Source organism: Mycobacterium kyorinense, from assembly GCF_002101735.1.
Lineage (GTDB): Bacteria > Actinomycetota > Actinomycetes > Mycobacteriales > Mycobacteriaceae > Mycobacterium > Mycobacterium kyorinense.
Window position 1 is genome coordinate 99,653 of sequence record NZ_LQPE01000106.1, and the last position, 19,492, is coordinate 119,144.

A 19,492-nucleotide genomic window follows, 5' to 3' on the forward strand; every position below is an offset into this window, starting at 1 on the left:
TCGACTCTGTCGGGAAGCGCCGCGCCTGCCCCCCGACGGCAACTTGCGGCGACAACATCTACTACTTGGCGTTCCAGTATGCCGGAGGTTGCCGGAAAGTGCCTCGCCAAGGTGCGTGACCAGGCAGACTTTGGTAAATCGGCCAGTGAAGTGAGACCAGACGATGCATGCCGTTGCGATCGGAATGAGTTTGGCGGCGGTAGCGGGCGGCGCAGTGATCATCACGTCCGCGCCGGGAGGCCGATGCGGTTGCCTGCCTGGTCAACGGTCCCTCGTCTTTGGGACCGCCACCTAAAGAATCCCGGGGATAACCCCGTGAAGGGAGTCTGGCAGATGTTGAACACCGTTACGGTCCACCACAACCGGGTGTCTGAGCAGCGCGCACAGGATGCCGAGTTACTCAAGGAGTCAGGCGTGCACAAGCTGGTCGTCGCAGACCGCGACGGCAACTGCCTGGCGTTCGTATTAGCTTGGGACAGCTTCGAATACGACGCCGAAACCGACACCTACGTGTGCGTCGCGGACGCTGATGGCGGCGAACTCATGACGATGTATGCCGCCGGCGAAATCAAGGCAGCACCTGGCGCGAACATGTATGTCGTGACCGCCCCGGATCGGACGAGTGGTCGCAGGACGTTGCGCCCCTGTTGACCTCCCGGCAACCAGGTAAGCGCCAAGAGGCTGAGCGCTCCTTACCTCTACCAGCACGTCGCAACGGCTTCTGACGTGCACATTTGCTGCCATTTTGGCTGATCCGGCGACTTGGCTGCCGGCCCCGCCGGTTCGACTGGGAGGTTACTCGCGCGGCGAAAGTATGATAGACCGGTCGTACGGTTAGTTTGCCCGAAGGGTTGAGATGCCCAGATCACCTGGCAGACGCGGCGAGATCCTCGATGCGTTTGTCCGCTACGTCGCCGAACGTGGCTATGACAGAACGAATATCGGTGACATCGCCGACGAGCTCGGCATGTCCAAGGGCACCATCGTTCATCACTTCGGAACCAAAGCGCAAATGTTGCGGGAGCTCGAAGAAACCCGGTTGGCCCGTCAGCTCGAAGTGTTACGGCTGGTGTGGGACCGTCTGGCCGCGCCGCACGAACGCCTCGCCGCGATCATTTACGCCTCCACCCTGCTCCAGGTGATCGCCCGCGATGCGACGGTGGCCAGCCAGCGCGAGGTGCTTCAGTTGTCAGACGATCCGGCAATGCAGCAGGTACGCAAGTCCCGCCGGCAGTTGCAGGCGTTGACGATTGACGAGATCCACAAAGGCGTGAAGAGCGGATTGTTCCGAAACGTCGACGTCGAACTGGCAGCACTACAGCTGTGGGGATCGCTGGAGTGGATGTGGGTGTGGTTCGACCCCGCCGGCTCCCGGACAGCCGAAGGAGTCGGCGCCGCCTTCGTCGACGTCTTCCTCGGTGGCCTGCTCCTCGACCGCTTGGGCCTCAGCAAGTGGGCAGACCCGTCCACGGAGGTCGTTTCAGTGGTGCGCGAATGCCTTACTGCGGTAACCGGTGTGACAGATTGACCGCCTGACGGACTTGGCCGCTAGCCGAACCGCCGCTATGACCGTACGTGTAGTCAATATCTGCACCCTGCACCAACGTGGTCCGCAGGGCCGAAAATCTCGCTAAACGCCTAGTCACTGCCATAAAAGGCCAGCATCATCCGCGATTGACCAGAGCAGCCCTTGAGCCAGCCGTCCATCCTGATTATTGACTGACCGTACGGTCTGATGTCATAGTTGCCATGTGGCACACACGAGGGCGACATGGATTCAGGGCGCGGCCGAGGAAACTGCCCGCCGGGAATGTCACGCCGTTTCATGCCGCAACGCGCATCGAGAAGCATTGCGCTGCAACGTGAATCCACGTCACCGGAGCCTTCCCTCGCCTACGGAAAGCTCGAAATACCGTCTGGTGCACCGCCGATGACTACCGCGGACATGGTCGCCGGCAGGGTGGTCAATCGGATCCGGCCAGGGGCAGAAGTGGTCGGCGGCTTCTTCCGGATGTGTGTGCTGACCGGCAAAGCCCTGATGAGGCCGTTCGAATGGCGCGAATTCATCTGGAACGGCTGGTTTCTCATGCGAGTGTCGCTGTTGCCGACGATCGCGGTGTCCATCCCGGAAACCGTGCTGCTCATCTTCACGCTCAACGTTCTGCTGGCCGAATTCGGCGCCGCCGACGTTTCCGGCGCCGGCGCCGCTATCGGTGCGGTCACCCAGCTCGGCCCGATCGTGACGGTGCTGGTGGTCGCCGGTGCCGGCGCCACCGCTATCTGCGCCGACCTCGGCGCCCGCACCATCCGCGAAGAGATCGACGCAATGGAGGTCCTCGGTATCGAGCCGATCCAACGGCTGGTGGTGCCCCGCGTCGTCGCCTCGATTGTCGTCGCCGTTTTGCTCAACGGACTCGTGGTCGCCGTCGGACTGGGCGGCGGCTACCTCTTCAGCGTGTACCTGCAGAACGTCTCGAGCGGTGCCTACCTCGCCACGCTGACGGCGCTCACCGGATTGCCCGAGGTGGTGATCGCGAACATCAAGGCAGCGATGTTCGGCCTGATCGCCGGCCTGGTGGGCTGCTACCGGGGGCTGATCGTCCGCGGCGGTTCCAAGGGTCTGGGCACCGCCGTCAACGAGACCGTGGTGCTGTGCTTCATCGCGCTGTTCGCGGTCAACGCGGCGCTGACGACGATCGGCGTCCGTTTCGGAACAGGGCGCTGACGTGTCGACGGCTGTCGCACCGGTTGCCCGCTTCCCACAGGCGGCCGCCGCGTTCCGCCGCTACCGGCGCGCCCCCGCGCATCGACTGACCGAGCTCGGCCAGATCGTCTGGTTCGCGCTGACCGCAGTGGGGCAGATCCCGTTCGCGCTGCAGCGTTATCGCCGAGAACTGCTGCGCCTGATCGCCCAAATGGGCATGGGCACCGGCGCGATGGCGGTGGTCGGCGGCACTGCCGCCATCGTCGGCTTCATCACCCTGTCGGCCGGTTCGCTGGTCGCCATCCAGGGTTTCGCGTCCCTGGGCAACATCGGCGTCGAGGCATTCACCGGATTTCTGGCCGCCATGGTCAATGTGCGTTTTGTCGCGCCGGTGGCCGCCGGCCAGGCGCTGGCCGCCACTGTCGGCGCCGGCGCCACCGCCGAGCTGGGCGCGATGCGCATCAGCGAAGAGATCGACGCGCTCGAGGTGATGAGCGTCAGGTCGATCGCCTACCTGGTCTCCACCCGGGTAGTGGCCGGTTTCGTCGTCATCATTCCGCTCTACGGCCTGGCGATAACCCTTGCCTTCCTGTCCGCGCAGGTCACCACCGTCTTGTTTTACGGGCAGTCCATCGGCACATACGACCATTACTTCCACACGTTCCTGCGCCCCAATGACGTAGCGTGGTCGTTCGCCGAGGTGATCCTGGTGGCGCTGGTCGTGATGACCACCCACTGCTACTACGGCTACACCGCCAGCGGCGGGCCGGTCGGGGTCGGCGAAGCGGTCGGCCGGTCGATGCGGCTGTCGCTGATCACGATCGTGGTCGTGGTGGTGCTGACCGCAATGTCGGTCTACGGCAAGAACCCGAACTTCAACCTCACGGTGTAGTCGTGATGGCGACGTGGGTCCAGGGCAAGGTCAACAAGCCACGTATTCCGCCGTACAAGACGGCCGCCGTGGTCTTCTTGTTGGTCGCTGCGCTGGTCTTGGCGTTCGTGTGGTTGCAGTTTCGCGGCTTGCTCACGCCCAAGACCAAGTTGACCATGGTGGCTCCCCGCGCGGGCCTGGTGATGGACCCCGGGTCGAAGGTCACCTACAACGGGGTCGAAATCGGCCGGGTAGCCAGCATTTCGGAGGTACGGCGCGAGGGGACACCGGCGGCCGAGGTCGTCATGGATGTGAATCCGAAATACATCGCACTGATTCCGGCCAACGTGGCCGCCAATATCAGGGCGACCACCGTGTTCGGCAACAAGTACGTGTCGCTGACGTCGCCGAAACACCCTGTGCCGCAGCGCATCAGCCCACAGCACGTGATCGATGCCAGGTCGGTCACGACGGAGTTCAACACGTTATTCGAGACGCTGACCTCGATCACGGCGAAGGTGGATCCAGTCAAGGTGAACCTGACCCTGGCCGCGGCCACGCAGGCGCTGAACGGGCTGGGCGACAAGTTCGGCCAATCGATCGTCAACGCCAACGCGATCCTGGACGATGTCAATCCGCGAATGCCGCAGGTGCGCCACGACATTGCGCAGCTGGCGGCGCTCGGCGACATCTACGCCGATGCCGCACCCGACCTGTTCGACGCGCTCAACAATGCGGTGACCACGGCGCGCACGCTGCACCGGCAAGAAGCCGACCTGGATGCGACGTTGCTGGCTGCCGCCGGGGTGGGCAACACCGGCGCCGACATCGTCGCCCGCGGCGGGCCCTACCTGCAGCGCGGGATCGCCGACCTGGTGCCCACCGCCGAGCTTCTCGACACCTACAGCCCCGAGATCTTTTGCACCATCCGCAATTACCACGACGCCGAACCCAAGACCTATGAGACGACGGGCGGCGGCAACGGCTACGCGCTGAAAACCATGACCGAGCTGATGTCGGGGCTGGGAGGCATCCTGACTCTCCCCGGGCTCTTCGGCGCGGCAGCCACGATGGGGGCGCTGGGGCTTGCGGGGTTGGTCGGCGGGGCACCGAATCCCTATGTCTACCCGGACAACCTGCCGCGGGTGAACGCTCGCGGTGGCCCGGGCGGCGCGCCGGGTTGCTGGCAGCCCGTCACCCGGGATCTGTGGCCGGCGCCCTGGCTGGTGATGGACACCGGCGCCAGCCTCGCGCCGTACAACCACGTCGAAACCGGCTCGCCGTACGCAATCGAGTACGTCTGGGGCCGCCAAGTGGGGGACAACACGATCAACCCATGAAAACCACCGGCAACGCAATCAAACTCGGCATCGTCTCGCTGGTGCTGCTGCTGATCACCCTGTCCATCGTGGTGGTGTTCGGCCAGATGCGGTTCAACCGCACCAACAGCTACACCGCGGAGTTCAGCAACGCCAGTGGGCTGCGTAACGGCCAGTTCGTGCGTGCCTTCGGCGTCGAGATCGGCAAGGTCAAAAAGGTGCGGCTGGTCGACGGCGGCACGCGGGTGCGGGTGGACTTCGACGTCGACCGCTCGGTGCCGCTCTATCAGTCCACGACAGCGCAAATCCGGTACCTCAACCTGATCGGCGACCGCTACGTGGAACTCAAACGCGGCGAGGGCGAAAGCGCCGACCGGGTCCTGCCTGCGGGCGGGTTCATTCCGCTGTCCCGGACGTCGCCGGCGCTTGATCTCGACGCTCTGATCGGCGGTTTCAAGCCGCTGTTCCGTGCCCTCGATCCGGAGAAGGTCAACACGATCGCGTCGGCCATCATCACGGTGTTCCAGGGGCAGGGCGGCACCATCAACAACATCCTGGACCAAACCGCCCAGGCCACTTCGCATATCGCCCAGCGGGACCAGGCGATCGGCGAGGTGATCAAGAACCTGAACGTGGTGCTCGACACCACGGTCAAGCACCGCAGGGAGTTCGACCAGACCGTCGACAACCTCGAGAGACTGATCACCGGGTTGCGCAACCATGCCGACCCGCTGGCCGCCGGCACCGCCCACATCAGCGACGCCGCCGGGACGGTGGCCGACCTGCTGGCCGACAACCGCGCGCTGCTGCACAAGGAGATCGACTACCTGCAGACTGTTCAGCAGCCGCTGATCGACCAGAGTGATCAGCTCAGCGATCTGATCCACAACTGGCCGATCGCACTGAACCTGATCGGTCGCAGCATCGGCCTCTACGGCGACTGGGTCAACTTCTACGTCTGCGACGTCACGATCAACTGGAACGGACTGCAACCCGGCGGCCCGGTCCGCACGGTCAGGATCTGGCAGCAGCCCACGGGCAGGTGCACGCCGCAATGAGAACACTGACCGAATTCAACCGGTTCCGCGTCGGCATTGCGGGCGTGGTCGTGCTGGTGCTCATAGTCGTTGTGGGCCAAAGCTTCACCAGCGTCCCGATGCTGTTCGCCACGCCGAGCTACTACGGACAGTTCGCCAACACCGGTCAACTGAACAAGAACGACAAGGTGCGCATCAGTGGCGTGGACGTGGGCACGGTACAGGCGCTCAACATCGACGGCGACCACGTCGTGATCAAGTTCTCGATCGGTGCCAACACTATCGGCACCCAGAGCCGGCTGGCGATCAAGACCGACACCATCCTGGGTAAGAAAGTGCTCGAGATCGAGCCGCGGGGAGCCGAAACATTGCGGCCCGGAAGCGTTTTGCCGCTGGGTCAGAGCACCACCCCGTACCAGCTCTACGACGCCGTCTTCGACGTCACCAAGGCAGCCGCCGGCTGGGACGTCGACACCGTCAAGCGGTCGCTGAACGTCTTGTCGCAGACCATCGACCAGACCTACTCGCACCTGAGTCCGGCCCTCGACGGCCTGTCGAGGCTCTCCGACGCCATCGGCAAACGCGACGAAGAGGTCAAGCATCTGCTCGCACAGGCCAACAAAGTGGCCAACGTGCTGGGCGACCGCAGCCAGCAGATCAACCGGCTGCTGGTCAACGCCAAGACGCTGCTGGCCGCGTTCAATGAACGCGGGCGGGCCATCGACGCGCTGCTGGCCAATATCGCCCAGTTCTCGCGCCAGGTCCAGGGTTTCATCAACGACAACCCGAATCTGAATGCCGCGCTGGAGCAGTTGCGCACCCTCAGCGACCTGCTGGTGGCACGCAAGAACGACCTCGCCGAGGGCCTCAAGACCGTCGGCCAATTCGCCGCATCGCTGGGCGAATCCGTCGCATCAGGCCCGTACTTCAAGATCGTGCTGGCCAACCTGCTGCCGTACTGGATATTGCAGCCGTGGGTGGACGCCGCGTTCAAGAAGCGCGGGATCGATCCCGAACACTTCTGGGAGACTGCGGGATTGCCCGCGTTCCGGTTCCCCGACCCCAACGGCACCCGGTTCCCCAACGGCGCGCCGCCGCCCGCGCCACCGGTGCTGGAGGGTACGCCTGATCACCCAGGCCCGGCCGTCCCACCGGGATCGGCGTGTTCGTACACTCCGCCGCCCGACGCGCTGCCGCGGCCGTGGAATCCGCTGCCCTGCGCGGGCGTCGACGCTGGACCGTTCGGAGGAAGTTTCCCCGCGCCGATCGACGTCCAGACGTCGCCGCCGAACCCGAACGGTCCACCCCCAGGCCCGGGGATCCCGATCGCCGGGCGGCCGGGTGAGCCACCTCCGGACGTACCGGGCACACCAGTCCCGTTGCCTGCCAACGCCCCGCCGGGAGCGCGCACAGAGAACCTGCAACCGGCAGGGCCGACCCTGCCGCCGTCGACGTTCGCGCCGGGGCTGCCGGCGGGGCCGCCCGCCCGCCCGGGGCCGGGGGAGCAGCTGCCGGCTCCATTCATCACGCCGGGTGGAACGGGAGGCAGCGGAATAACGGGAGGTAGCCAGAATTGAGCAACATCTTCCGGACCCGCAACACGCGCACGGCGTCGCTGATCACCGGATCGCTTGCGGTGGTAGTGATCCTGGCCGCCGGCTTCGCCGGTCTGCGGCTGTACCACACGTTGACCAACAACACCGTCGTCGCCTACTTCCCGGAGGCGAATGCGCTCTATTCCGGGGACAAGGTCCAGATCATGGGGATCCGCGTCGGCTCAGTCGACAAGATCGAGCCCGCCGGCGACAAGATGAAAGTGACCTTTCACTACCGCAACAAATACAAAGTGCCCGCCGACGCGTCCGCGGTGATCGTCAACCCCACCGTGGTGGCGTCGCGCAGCATCCAGTTGGAGCCCCCCTACAAAGGCGGCCCTGTGCTGGCCCACAACGCAGTGATCCCGATCGAGCGCACGGCGGTGCCGACGGAATGGGACCAGCTGCGCAACAGCGTCGCCAACATCATCGACAAGCTCGGCCCGACGCCCGAGCAGCCCAAGGGACCCTTCGGCGATCTCATCGAGTCGTCCGCCGACGGGCTGGCCGGCAAGGGCAAGCTGATCAACACCACGCTGGAGAGCCTGTCGCGGTCGCTGAACGCGCTGAACGAAGGCCGCGGCGACTTCTTCGCGGTAGCACGCAGTCTCGCGATGTTCGTCAACGCCTTGCACAAAGACGACCGCCAGTTCGTCGCACTGAACAACAACCTGGCCCAGTTCACCGACAGGCTGACCGGGTCCGACCGCGACCTGGGTAATGCGATACAGCAGTTCGACGGCCTGCTTTCCACACTGCGACCGTTCCTGGCCAAGAACCGCGAGGTGCTGGCGCACGACGTCGACAACCTGGCCAACCTGACCACCACGCTGGTCCAGCCCGAGCCGCTCAACGGTCTGGAGACCGGCCTGCACGTGCTGCCCACGCTGCAAGCGAACCTGGGCGGGATCTACCACCCGTCGCACGGCGCCGTCATGTCCATTCCGGCGATCCCGAACTTCACCAACCCAATGCAGTTCATTTGCAGCATGATTCAAGCCGGCAGCCGGCTGGGCTACCAAGACTCCGCCGAACTGTGCGCGCAGTACCTGGCGCCCATCCTGGATGCGATCAAATTCAATTACTTGCCGTTCGGCCTCAACCTGTTCAGCACCGCCGAGACGCTGCCCAAGGAAGTCGCCTATTCCGAGCCGCGTCTGCAGCCGCCGCCCGGTTACAAGGACACCACGGTGCCCGGGATCTGGGTGCCCGATACTCCGTTGTCGCACCGCAACACTCAGCCCGGTTGGGTGGTGGCGCCGGGGATGCAGGGCACGCAGGTGGGTCCGGTCACGGCGAGCCTGCTCACCCCGGAATCGCTGGCCGAACTGATGGGCGGACCGGACGCCGCGCCGCCGCCCTCAGGCGTACAAACCCCGCCGGGACCGCCGAACGCCTACGACGAGTACCCGGTGGTGCCACCCATCGGCCTGCAGGCCCCGCAGGTTCCGGTCCCTGCCCCGCCGCCGGCGCCGGGTGTGGTGCCCGGGCCGGTCGCACCGACGCCCGCGCCTGACGCGGCGCCGCTACCCGCCGAGGCCGGCTCATGAGGCGCGGGCTGGCGTTGTTGGCGGCTGCCGTCGCACTGACGTCGTGCGCGAATTGGCATGGCATTGCGAATGTCCCGATGCCCGGCGGACCGGGAACCGGAGCCGGTGCCTACACCGTCTACGTGCAGATGCCCGACACGCTGGCCCTCAACGACAACAGCCGGGTGCGGGTCGCCGATGTCTTCGTCGGCACGGTCCGCGCGATCAGGCTGAAGAACTGGGTCGCCACGCTGACGCTGGGGCTGAACAAAAACGTCAAGCTGCCCAAGAACGCCACGGCCAAGATCGGGCAGACCAGCCTCCTGGGCTCTCAGCATGTGGAGTTGGCCGCCCCGCCCAACCCGTCGCCGGAGCTGCTGAAAGACGGCGACACGATTCCGCTGAAGAACTCGTCGGCCTACCCCACCACCGAACAGACGCTGGCCAGTATCGCGATCATCTTGCGCGGCGGCCACATCCCGAATCTCGAAGTGCTGCAGGACGAGGTCTACAACATTGTCAACGGGCGTGCCGAGCAGATCCGGGCGTTCCTCGGCAAGCTGGACACCTTCACCGCCCGGCTCAACGAGCAACGAGAGGACATCACCCACGCCATCGATTCCACCAACCGGCTGTTGGCGTACGTGGGCTCCCGCTCGGATGTCCTGGACCGGGCCCTCACCGAATTCCCGCCGCTGGTCAAGCATTTCGCCGACAAACAGAACCTGTTGATCAACGCCGTCGACTCGGTGGGGCGGCTCAGCGAGCTCACCGACCAACACCTGTCGCCCTCGCGGGGCGACCTGCACCAGGATCTGTTGTCGCTGCAATGCCCGTTGCGTGAACTCGGCCGTGGCTCACCGTATTTGATCCGCGCACTCAAATTGATTCTCGCCCAGCCGTTCGACGTCGACTCCGTGCCCAAGTCGTTCCGCGGCGACTACTTCAACCTGTCGCTGACGGCTGACCTGACCCTCAGCGCCGTCGACAATGCGATGCTCACCGGCACCGGGTTCTCCGGGGCACTGCGAGCGCTCGAGCAGTCGTGGGGCCGTGATCCCGAAACGATGATCCCCGACGTGCGCTACACGTCCAACCCGAACGACGCTCCCGGCGGCCCGCTGGTCGAAAGGGCGGACCGGCAATGCTGACTCGCTTCGAGAGGCGCCAGCTGATCCTGTTCGGCATCGTGACCCTGATCATGGCCGTTGCGCTGGGCGGGTACTACCTGCGGCTTCCCAGCGTGGTGGGACTCGGTCAGTACACGTTGAAGGCGGACCTGCCCGCGTCGGGAGGTCTGTATCCCACGGCCAACGTGACGTACCGCGGCGAGACGATCGGCAAGGTCACTGCCGTCAAGCCGACCGAGACCGGCGTGCAGGCGACGATGAGTATCGCCAGCCGGTACAAGATTCCGGTCGACGCGACCGCGAACGTGCATTCGGTGTCGGCGGTCGGTGAGCAGTATCTGGACCTGGTGTCGCCGGGCAACGCCGGCAAGTACTTCTCGCCGGGACAGACCATCACCGAGGGCAGCGTGCCCACGGAGATCGGACCGGCGCTGGACGCCGCCAACCGCGGGCTGGCCGTGCTGCCCAAGGAAAAGATCGGCGCGCTGCTCGACGAGACAGCCCAAGCCGTCGGCGGGCTGGGGCCCGCGCTGCAACGGCTGGTCGACGCAACGCAGGCGATTGCCGGCGACTTCAAGACAAACATCGGCGACATCGACGACATCATCGAGAACTCCGCGCCAGTCCTTGACAGCCAAGTGAATTCGAGCGCCGCGATCGAACGCTGGTCGCACAACCTTGACGTGCTGGCCGCGCAGACCGCCGACAACGACCAGCACGTGCAAAGCATTCTCACCCAGGGACCGGCCACCGCGGACCAAGTCAACGCGGTGTTCAACGACGTCCGCGAAACATTGCCGCAGACACTGGCGAACTTCGAAATCGTGCTCGAGATGCTCAAGCGCTACCACAAGAACGTCGAGCAGCTGCTGGTGGCATATCCGCAGGGCGCCGCGGCCGCCCAGACGGTGACGACGGCGTTCCCAGGCTACGCGTCGCTCGACAACGCGCTGACGATCAACCAGCCGCCGCCGTGTCTGACCGGCTTCCTCCCGCCATCGCAGTGGCGGTCGCCGGCGGACACCAGCCCGGCGCCGCTGCCGTCGGGAACATATTGCAAGATCCCGCAGGACGCCCCGGCCAACGTGGTGCGCGGGGCGCGCAACATTCCGTGCGTCGACGTCCCCGGCAAGCGCGCCGCGACGCCACGGGAGTGCCGTGACCCCAAACCGTATGTCCCGCTGGGGACCAACCCGTGGTACGGCGACCCCAACCAGATCCTCAACTGCCCGGCGCCGGGGGCGCGCTGCGACCAACCGGTGAACCCCGGTCAGGTGATACCCGCGCCGTCGGTGAACAACGGCCTCAATCCCGCGCCGGCGGACAAGGTGACGGGGACGCCGCCTCCCGTCAGCGATCCGCTTCAGCGGCCGGGGACAGGAACGGTGGAGTGCAACGGTCAGCAGCCGAACCCCTGCGTCTACATCCCCAGCTGGCCGCCCACGGCGGTCTACAGTCCGCAGAGCGGTGAGCTGACCGGGCCCGACGGTGTCAAGTACGCGGTCGAGAATTCGACCAGAACAGGAGACGACGGATGGAAGTCGATGCTGGCGCCGGCCCGCTAGGTGCGTTTCGCGGAATCGTGCTGCCCGCCCGCATGGGGGCGTTACTGTCTGCGATGGGGACTAGCCAACAGGGCGGGGAGGGCACATGACGGCCTATCAGACCGTGGTGGTCGGCACCGACGGCTCGCAGTCGTCGCTGCGGGCGGTCGAGCGTGCGGCGCGGATTGCCGCCGAGTCGGACGCCAAGCTGATCATCGCGACCGGGTACCTCCCGCACGAGGACGATAAGCGCGCGGCGGACATCCTCGGGGAAGAGGCCTACAAGGTGCGCGGCAACGCGCCGATCTATTCGATCTTGCGCGACGCCCGCGAGCGGGCCAAGGCGGCCGGGGCGAAGAACATCGAGGAGCGGCCGATCAAGGGGGCCGCAGTAGAGGCACTGGTCGACGCTGCCGGGGCGGCTAACGCCGATCTGCTGGTGGTCGGCAACGTAGGACTCGACGCCCGTTCTGCGATCATCGGGCGCGTGTTCTCGATCCCCGGCAGCGTCGCCAGCAAGGCCAAGGTCGACGTGCTGATCGTGCACACCACTGGGTGATTCGTCGAGTGGAGGCCAAGAGCCGGTTCGACTTTCCAGGCATCGACACCCTGCGCGCCCGCGAAAAGCTCGTCCTCGACCACTTCCATGACGAGGTCGTCCAGCGGTGGGACGACGTGCTGTCCACCTTTCCGCACCCGCACTACGAGCTGATTCCCACTCTCACGGTGCACGACGGCGACGCCGAGGTCCGCCGCTATTACCAAGACACCCGGGTGGCCTTCCCCGACCAAAACCACGAGATCATCGCGCTGCGCCACAGCGCCGACGCCGTCATCGTGGAGTTCTGGCTGCTGGGGACCCACCGCGGACCCCTGGGCGGCATGCCGCCGACCGCGCAGCGGTTCCGGGTGCGGATGACGGCCTACTTCGTCTTCGACGCCGACGAGAACCTGGTGTGCGAGCGCATCTACTTCGACAGCCTGACCATGCTCAAGCAGCTGCTGGGCGGCCTGAACTTCAAAGACCCGCGGTCGTGGCCCAAGCTCGTCCGCGCGCTCCGAGGCATCGCCGCCATGTCCGGAGAGCCCGACCCGCGGCTGCTGAATACTTCGCCACCGGACCTCGGCCGTTAGCAGCAGCAAGATTTCGGACGGGAGGTGATCCGCCAGTTCGAGCAGGACGTCGAAATCTGGCAACACCAACGCTATTCGGATCCGATCTGCAAGGAATGAACCGTGACGGCAACGCCATGCGCCCGGTGTTCAGAGTCCATCTTCAGATACCCGCCAGGGTTGACCTGACGACCGCTCGTTACCAAGGCGCTCCTTCCGTGGCCTCCCGCCGAACAGAACGAAACCGACCGCGCCGCTTTGAGCTGGCGCCGCAGTATCGACGGCATGACCCCGTCGTAGAATCGTCATGGCTCATCGAGCCGGCCCGGCCGCGTTAGCTCAGTTGGTAGAGCGTCGCTCTTGTAAAGCGGATGTCGAGAGTTCGAGTCTCTCACGCGGCTCAACTGCTGTCGGTGCTGACCGATAGCGTCGTTTTATGTCGACGACCTGCCTTGGGTGCGGAATCGATTTGCCAGGCCGTCGGCCAAAAGTGTTCTGCACCAATGCATGCCAACAGTCACATCGCCGGCGCTTGCTCGTGGAGGCCTGGCTCGATACCCGCGTATGTGGTCGCATGTCGTACCGGGGCCACTACGTTCGGGACCACCTTAATGAGGAACAGGGCGGTTGTTGTGCCGACGTGCACGCTCGACGAGCGACAGCTAGACCTGCTCGTCGCCCTCGACGACGCGCTCGGAACGTATCTGCTGCGGGGGATAACGGCGCGGCGTGCGGCGCCGCATCGGAATGCGCTCGGCGATGTTGCTCAGCGGGTTGACCACCATCGTCAGGGCGACGACCGCGTCCTGAAGAGTGGCGATGGCCGGCTCCAACGCCTCCATCCCCGGCGCGAGCCGGGCTAGGGTGTCGGCGACGTCGGTGAGCTGTTCGAGCGGTCCGTGCCGCGCCGTCAGCTTGTCGATCAGGCCGCCCTCGGCGAGCAGCCGGTCGGCCAGCCCGTCCTCGGCGAGCACCCGTTCGATCAGCCCGTCGTCGGCGACCAGCTGATCCACCAGTCCGCCGGGCTTCAACGCGCGCTCCAGCCCGCCGCCCTCCTCGGTCAGCCGGTCGAGCAGGCCGCCGGGCGCGGTCAGCAGGTCGACGATCCCGCCCGGCCGCAGCAACCGGTCCACCGGACCGTCGGGCGCCAGGGCACGCCCCAGCGGGGCGTCGTCGTCCAACAGCCTGGCCAGCCGGTTGGCCCGGGTGATCGCATCGTCGATGCCGAACATGTGCGCAACCGCGTTCGGCCCGGTCTGCGCGCCCGCTTCGCCGAGCGTTCGGTGCGCCAGGCCGAGGGCCGCGGTCGCAACACCCACTCCCGCGTCGGCCGCCGCAAGCCCGACTCGCATGGGTGTGGTCGCGATGGTCACCAGGCTCTTGGCGAGGTTCATCCCCCGAGTCTAGGCATTCGGTCCGGCGGTTAACGCAGGTAAGAAGGTATCGGATTCACAGGAACTCCACAGGCGCTCTGGAGGTAACGTTCAACCAAGTGCGAGGGAATGAGCACATGGCATCGGCAACCACAGACGGAAATACCCCCGAGGCGCGGATCCTCGTCGTCGACGACGAGGACAACATCGTCGAGCTGCTCTCGGTCAGCCTCAAATTCCAGGGCTTCGAGGTCTTCACCGCGACCAACGGTCCGGCCGCCTTGGACCTGGCGCGCGAGGTCAAGCCCGACGCGGTGATCCTCGACGTGATGATGCCCGGGATGGACGGGTTCGGGGTGTTGCGCCGGTTGCGTGCCGATGGCATCGATGCGCCCGCACTGTTCTTGACCGCCCGCGACTCGCTGCAGGACAAGATCGCCGGGCTGACCCTCGGCGGCGACGACTACGTGACCAAACCGTTCAGCCTCGAAGAGGTGGTCGCGCGGCTGCGGGTCATCCTGCGGCGCGCCGGCAAGGGCGTCACCGAGCACCGCAACTCCCGGCTGACGTTCGCCGACATCGAACTCGACGAGGACACCCACGAGGTGTGGAAGGCGGGCGAGCCGGTGTCGCTGTCGCCGACCGAGTTCACGCTGTTGCGCTACTTCGTGATCAACGCCGGCACTGTGCTGAGCAAGCCGAAAATCCTCGACCATGTCTGGCGCTATGACTTCGGCGGCGACGTCAACGTCGTCGAGTCCTATGTGTCGTACCTGCGGCGCAAGATCGACACCGGGGAGAAGCGGCTGCTGCACACGCTGCGCGGAGTGGGATACGTGCTGCGAGAACCGCGATGAGCCGCGGCGCGTTTGGCGAAGAATACGAGGATGGCTAAATTCCGTCGACCGGCGGTGCCGCTGCGGGTGGGCCTTGTCGCCGCCACCCTGGTGCTGGTGGCGTGCGGGCTGGCGGTGTCGGGGATCGCGGTCACCTCGATTCTGCGCCACAGCCTGATCAACCGGGTGGACCAGAACCTGGAGGACGCATCGCGCGGATGGGCGCAGGCGCCGCGGCGCTTCTCGCCAGTCCCGCGCGAAGGCCCGAACGTCGACCGGCCCCCGACCAACTTTTACGTTCGCAGCATCGGTCGCGACGGACGCACCTGGACCGTCGTCAACGACCGCAACGCCGAGCCTGCGATCCCCGAAAACAACGACGTGGGTGCCGAGCCCACGACCGTCGGATCCGTCGATAACTCCGGTGTGCAATGGCGGGCGGTTTCGGTGCGCGGGCCGCTCGGCCGGCTGATCACCGTGGCCTATGACCTCTCCGACGTGCAACACACTGTGCGGTCGCTGGTCTGGCTGCAGGTCGGCATCGGTGCGGCGGTGCTTCTGGTAATCGGGATCGCCGGCTACGCGGTGGTGCACCGAAGCCTGCGGCCGCTGATCGAAGTGGAACAGATTGCCGCGGCCATCGCCGGTGGGCAGCTGGATCGGCGCATACCCGAACGTGACCCGCGCACCGAGGTGGGCCGACTTTCGTTGGCGCTCAACGGAATGCTGGCGCGACTGCAGCAAGCGGTGGCGTCGTCGGAGTCCTCGGCGGAGCAGGCGCGCACGTCGGAGGAACGGATGCGGCGGTTTATCACCGACGCCAGCCACGAGCTGCGCACACCGCTGACCACGATCCGCGGGTTCGCCGAGCTGTACCGCCAGGGCGCCGCCCGCGACGTGGAGATGCTGATGTCGCGAATCGAGAGCGAATCGCGCCGGATCGGCCTGCTGGTCGACGACTTGCTGCTGCTGGCCCGCCTCGACGCGCAACGGCCACTCGATCAGCACCGCGTCGATCTGCTGGCGCTGGCCAGCGACGCCGTGCACGACGCGCAGGCGATCGCCCCGAAACGCAAAATCGCGATGGACGTGCTCGACGGCCCCGGCACGCCGGAGGTGCTCGGCGACGAGGCCCGGCTGCGCCAGGTGCTGAGCAACCTGATGGCCAACGCGCTGCAACACACCCCGGAAAGCGCTGACATCACCGTGCGGGTCGGAACGGACGGCGACAACGCTGTGCTGGAAGTCGCCGACGAGGGACCCGGCATGAGCCAGGAGGACGCGGCCCGAGTTTTCGAACGGTTCTATCGCACCGACTCGTCGCGGGCGCGCGCCAGCGGCGGCGCCGGGCTGGGCCTTTCGATCGTCGACTCGCTGGTGCATGCGCACGGCGGCACCGTCTCGGTGACCACCGCGCCCGGCGAGGGCTGCCGCTTCCGGGTCAGCCTGCCGCGGGTGGCCGACGTGCCCGCGCACGTCGGCTGAGCCGGCCAATTCAGCAGGCTCGCGGAGATACAGTCACGCAATGGTCATGGCGAATGACGACGGTTCTCCCCGGGACTCCACGGCCGCGCTCGCCGCGTTGTATGCGGCGGAGCGAACCGACGTGCAGAACATTCTCGGCCACGCACTGACGTTGGTGAGTGTTCTGGTGGCCTACGCCACGGTGATCGGTGCGGCCTGGGCGACGAGGCCAGATACCATCCCGCACTACTTGATTCCGATGATTCCGATACCCGCACTGCTGGTCATTGCGTGGCACTCGCAGCTGAACAGTCGCGTGTGGGCGCACAATCAGGTCATCTTCGTACTCGAGCAGCGGCTCTTGGACCAGATCCCCAGCATCACGAACCCGACCCGGCTTTGGATCGGGCATACGAGCGGACGGCTGGTCAACGAGATCCCGATCCTGTTGAAAGAGCGGCGATTTGGGATGGCCGCGGCGAGCATCATCACCTACGGTGGCGTCCTGACAATCGTGTTGGCCCTGACGGTGTCAAGTCTGGTGGTGCCCATCGTCGTCTACCAGGATTGGCAGTGGCTGGCATGGACGATGGCGGCTGTTTACGCGATTGCTCTGGTTCTGCTGGCCGCGTCGTACAAGTCCACGTTCGGGGTCAATATCGCGAGGATGGACGAGTGGGCGAAATCCGCCCACGCCACCTTTCCCGATCAATTCAAGACGACGCACGGCTACCGGGAAGGCTGATGGGTCAGCTCGGCCAGTGCGGCTTTGATCTTGGCCTGCGCCTCGTCGAGCGACTGCGGCGACGGGTTGCGGTCGACGTTGGCGAAGCCGAAGTCGCTGAGGCTGCGGGTGGGGAAGACGTGCACGTGTAGGTGCGGCACCTCGAGTCCGGCGATGATGACCCCGGACCGTTTGGTGTCGAAGGCCCGGCACACCGCCTTACCGATCAGCTGCGCCACCGCCATGACCCGGCCGAACGTTTCCTGGTCGACGTCTTGCCAGTTGTCGATTTCGGCGCGCGGCACCACCAGCGTGTGCCCCTGGGTCATCGGCTCGATGGTCAGAAACGCGACGGTCTCGTCGTCCTCGTAGACGAACCGACCGGGGATTTCGCCGTTGATGATCTTGGTGAAGACAGTGGCCATGCATCACAGCATATCGGTGCTGCTCGCCAAACACCGCCGTGACATCCTCGCTCTGGCCCAGCGGCACAAGGCAAGTCACGTGCGCGTGTTCGGCTCTGCGGCGCGCGGCGACGATGTATCCGCAAGCGACATCGACTTGGTTGTGCGGTTCTCACCCGATGCCGACGTCTTTGATCTCGCCGACCTGACAGTCGCTTTGGAAGAGCTGACCGGACTGCACGTCGACGTGGTGTCGGATCGTGGAATTCGTTGGGGTTCAGACGCGATTACCGCCGAGGGGCGCGGCCCCTGTGAGCGAATCCTCTGACCCACAACGAGATCGCACGGTCGCGACACTCAAGGTGGCCCGCCTGCCTGATGGGTTTGTCGCCGCGCACCCGGATGTGGCCTGGCGAAGCATGAAAGCCACGCGCAACATCGTGGCCCACCAATACGACCACCTTGACTACGAAATCATCTGGAATGCCTTGGCGCGCCAGCTACCCGTCGAAGCCGACCGGATAAGGATGGTCTTCGAGGATCGCTAGCCTCGATGGGCTTGAACCAAGTCGTGCAACTCCTCGACCGACCACGGTGGGGAGTCGTGGTGGTCGCGGTATGCGATGACAGCGGGCGTGGGCCGCGGGTATCGGCCGACGAAACCACCTGAGGCGACGAAGATTCCACCGGTCACCTGTGCGGCGAGGTCACTGGCCAGGTAGGCATACAGCGGCGCCACGTAATCCGGTGGTGCGACGTCCAGCGAGCCGTGCATGCCGGCCTCGTCCAGCAGGCCTCGCCGGTGCAGGTCTTTGATGTGGGCTTCGTAGCCCGGCCCGCTGGACAGCCGGGTCCGTGCGCCCGGACACACCACGTTGGCCCGCACCTTGTGTTGCTTGAGTTCTGCGGCGATGGCCAGCGTCAGACTGTTGACGCCGCCCTTGCCGGCCGGATAGCCAGTGCCGCCGTAGTCGCCGAGGAACGCCGACGAGCTGGTGTTGACGATGCTGCCGCCGCCCTGCGCGACCATCTTCGGCGCGGCCGCGCGGCAGGTGGCGAACACCGTGCCCAGGTGCGCGTCGAGCAGCTCGCGAAACTGCGCCGGAGTGATGTCCAGGATCGACGAACCCGCCGGCTCGGCGATGCCCGCGCAGTTCACCAGGATGTCGATGGCGCCGAATTCGTCAATGCACCCGTCCACCAAGGCCTCTGCAATTGCCTGGTCGGCCGGTGACCCCGCGTGGGCCACCGCGCGGCCGCCGTCTGCAGTGATGGCTGCCGCCGTTTTGCATGCCGCGTCGGGATCTCGGCCGTTGACCACCACGGCGGCGCCGTGTTGCGCCAGTAACGCCGCCACCGCCGCGCCGATCCCGCGCGACCCGCCGACCACCACGGCGCCGCGGCCGGCCAGCAGCGGACTCACTCCGTGTTGCCGAATGTCATCATGTCGAGGTTCCAGTAGCCGCGCATGTTGGTGATCAGCCCGGCGTCGTTGACCCGGTAGGTGAACACGCCCCGCACACTGCTGGTGATCCCGTTGTCGAACTTGCTGTCCAGCACCAGGATATGCGCGATTTCGTTGGGGGAACTCGACGGAAACGTCTCCTCGCAGGTGATCGTCAGCTGGTTGGCGGCGATGTTGGTGTCGTAGAACCCCGCAACGCCGTCCTTGCCCCGCACACCGGTGCCGTCGGGGTTGGTGACGGCCTTGCCGATCGGGTCCTCGACCACGACGTCGTCGGCCATCAGTGCCAGCCAGCCCTCCCGATCGTGGGCCTGCACGCACCGCCACGACGCCTGCGAGGCGGCCAACGCGGGTGATTGCTGAACGGTTTCTTGCGACATCGTC

Annotated in this window: 21 protein-coding genes, 1 tRNA gene and 1 pseudogene; 19 read left to right on the plus strand and 4 right to left on the minus strand. The window is 65.8% G+C overall.

The window, feature by feature from the left end; genetic code table 11:
• Positions 1-333 precede the first annotated feature (333 nt).
• The 14 genes and pseudogenes from AWC14_RS12970 to AWC14_RS13030 all read left to right on the plus strand — a co-directional run bounded on the left by AWC14_RS12970 (position 334) and on the right by AWC14_RS13030 (position 13,243).
• Positions 334-651, plus strand: coding sequence for a hypothetical protein (locus AWC14_RS12970; RefSeq protein WP_235215870.1), 318 nt, complete (start codon positions 334-336; stop codon positions 649-651).
• A gap of 205 nt (positions 652-856) precedes the next feature.
• Positions 857-1,528 (plus strand): TetR/AcrR family transcriptional regulator, encoded by a 672-nt coding sequence (locus tag AWC14_RS12975; RefSeq protein ID WP_045377155.1) that lies wholly within the window; start codon positions 857-859, stop codon positions 1,526-1,528.
• Between the two features lie 417 nt (positions 1,529-1,945).
• Positions 1,946-2,725, plus strand: a complete 780-nt coding sequence (locus AWC14_RS12980) for an MlaE family ABC transporter permease (protein ID WP_428838968.1) — start codon at positions 1,946-1,948, stop codon at positions 2,723-2,725.
• A gap of 1 nt (position 2,726) precedes the next feature.
• The gene (locus tag AWC14_RS12985) at positions 2,727-3,596 is read left to right on the plus strand and encodes an ABC transporter permease (RefSeq protein WP_045384789.1); all 870 of its coding nucleotides are present in this window, start codon (positions 2,727-2,729) and stop codon (positions 3,594-3,596) included.
• Positions 3,597-3,601: 5 nt separating this feature from the next.
• Positions 3,602-4,915 carry an MCE family protein gene (locus AWC14_RS12990; RefSeq protein WP_045384793.1) on the plus strand — a complete coding sequence of 438 codons (1,314 nt, stop codon included), beginning with the start codon at positions 3,602-3,604 and terminating at the stop codon, positions 4,913-4,915.
• Entirely contained in the window at positions 4,912-5,952 is a 1,041-nt protein-coding gene (locus tag AWC14_RS12995) for a virulence factor Mce family protein (RefSeq protein ID WP_045384788.1), read from the plus strand. The genes AWC14_RS12990 and AWC14_RS12995 overlap by 4 nt, the downstream gene beginning before the upstream one ends.
• Entirely contained in the window at positions 5,949-7,508 is a 1,560-nt protein-coding gene (locus AWC14_RS13000; protein WP_057003330.1) for a virulence factor Mce family protein, read from the plus strand. The genes AWC14_RS12995 and AWC14_RS13000 overlap by 4 nt, the downstream gene beginning before the upstream one ends.
• A complete protein-coding gene (locus tag AWC14_RS13005; protein ID WP_057003329.1) occupies positions 7,505-9,076 on the plus strand; it encodes a virulence factor Mce family protein in 1,572 nt (523 codons plus the stop codon). The genes AWC14_RS13000 and AWC14_RS13005 overlap by 4 nt, the downstream gene beginning before the upstream one ends.
• Positions 9,073-10,206, plus strand: a complete 1,134-nt coding sequence (locus tag AWC14_RS13010; RefSeq protein ID WP_045384784.1) for a virulence factor Mce family protein — start codon at positions 9,073-9,075, stop codon at positions 10,204-10,206. Before AWC14_RS13005 ends, AWC14_RS13010 begins: the two co-directional genes overlap by 4 nt.
• On the plus strand, positions 10,200-11,750 hold the full coding sequence (locus AWC14_RS13015) for a virulence factor Mce family protein (RefSeq protein WP_045384782.1): 1,551 nt from the start codon (positions 10,200-10,202) through the stop codon (positions 11,748-11,750). The genes AWC14_RS13010 and AWC14_RS13015 overlap by 7 nt, the downstream gene beginning before the upstream one ends.
• A gap of 85 nt (positions 11,751-11,835) precedes the next feature.
• Positions 11,836-12,288 carry a universal stress protein gene (locus tag AWC14_RS13020; RefSeq protein WP_045384780.1) on the plus strand — a complete coding sequence of 151 codons (453 nt, stop codon included), beginning with the start codon at positions 11,836-11,838 and terminating at the stop codon, positions 12,286-12,288.
• A complete protein-coding gene (locus AWC14_RS13025; protein ID WP_237761624.1) occupies positions 12,285-12,863 on the plus strand; it encodes an ester cyclase in 579 nt (192 codons plus the stop codon). Before AWC14_RS13020 ends, AWC14_RS13025 begins: the two co-directional genes overlap by 4 nt.
• A 9-nt stretch (positions 12,864-12,872) precedes the next feature.
• A pseudogene (locus AWC14_RS29610) lies at positions 12,873-12,947 on the plus strand (hypothetical protein); the annotation flags it as partial.
• Between the two features lie 223 nt (positions 12,948-13,170).
• A tRNA-Thr gene (locus tag AWC14_RS13030) sits at positions 13,171-13,243 on the plus strand.
• 261 nt (positions 13,244-13,504) lie between these two features.
• Here AWC14_RS13030 and AWC14_RS13040 read toward each other — a convergent pair.
• The gene (locus AWC14_RS13040; RefSeq protein ID WP_045384778.1) at positions 13,505-14,236 is read right to left on the minus strand and encodes a hypothetical protein; all 732 of its coding nucleotides are present in this window, start codon (positions 14,234-14,236) and stop codon (positions 13,505-13,507) included.
• Positions 14,237-14,352: 116 nt separating this feature from the next.
• Here AWC14_RS13040 and AWC14_RS13045 point away from each other — a divergent pair, with 116 nt between their 5' ends.
• Genes AWC14_RS13045 through AWC14_RS13055 form a run of 3 tightly spaced genes read left to right on the plus strand, consistent with a single transcriptional unit; the run spans position 14,353 to position 17,260 of the window.
• Positions 14,353-15,072 carry a response regulator transcription factor gene (locus AWC14_RS13045; protein WP_045384777.1) on the plus strand — a complete coding sequence of 240 codons (720 nt, stop codon included), beginning with the start codon at positions 14,353-14,355 and terminating at the stop codon, positions 15,070-15,072.
• Between the two features lie 30 nt (positions 15,073-15,102).
• Complete coding sequence (locus AWC14_RS13050) at positions 15,103-16,536, plus strand: sensor histidine kinase (protein ID WP_045384776.1); 1,434 nt, start codon at positions 15,103-15,105, stop codon at positions 16,534-16,536.
• Positions 16,537-16,576: 40 nt separating this feature from the next.
• A complete protein-coding gene (locus AWC14_RS13055) occupies positions 16,577-17,260 on the plus strand; it encodes a hypothetical protein (protein ID WP_045384775.1) in 684 nt (227 codons plus the stop codon).
• Here the strand turns inward: AWC14_RS13055 and AWC14_RS13060 are convergent.
• Complete coding sequence (locus tag AWC14_RS13060) at positions 17,245-17,664, minus strand: HIT family protein (RefSeq protein ID WP_045384774.1); 420 nt, start codon at positions 17,662-17,664, stop codon at positions 17,245-17,247. The genes AWC14_RS13055 and AWC14_RS13060 overlap by 16 nt on opposite strands.
• Between AWC14_RS13060 and AWC14_RS13065 the strand changes: the two genes are divergently transcribed.
• Together AWC14_RS13065 and AWC14_RS13070 are read left to right on the plus strand one after the other, a co-directional pair.
• Complete coding sequence (locus tag AWC14_RS13065) at positions 17,663-17,971, plus strand: nucleotidyltransferase family protein (RefSeq protein WP_045384772.1); 309 nt, start codon at positions 17,663-17,665, stop codon at positions 17,969-17,971. The genes AWC14_RS13060 and AWC14_RS13065 overlap by 2 nt on opposite strands.
• A gap of 34 nt (positions 17,972-18,005) precedes the next feature.
• Complete coding sequence (locus tag AWC14_RS13070; protein WP_045384771.1) at positions 18,006-18,191, plus strand: HepT-like ribonuclease domain-containing protein; 186 nt, start codon at positions 18,006-18,008, stop codon at positions 18,189-18,191.
• Here the strand turns inward: AWC14_RS13070 and AWC14_RS13075 are convergent.
• Positions 18,188-19,066 carry an SDR family NAD(P)-dependent oxidoreductase gene (locus AWC14_RS13075; protein ID WP_235216047.1) on the minus strand — a complete coding sequence of 293 codons (879 nt, stop codon included), beginning with the start codon at positions 19,064-19,066 and terminating at the stop codon, positions 18,188-18,190. The genes AWC14_RS13070 and AWC14_RS13075 overlap by 4 nt on opposite strands.
• Entirely contained in the window at positions 19,063-19,488 is a 426-nt protein-coding gene (locus AWC14_RS13080) for a nuclear transport factor 2 family protein (protein ID WP_045384770.1), read from the minus strand. The genes AWC14_RS13075 and AWC14_RS13080 overlap by 4 nt, the downstream gene beginning before the upstream one ends.
• Positions 19,489-19,492 lie beyond the last annotated feature (4 nt).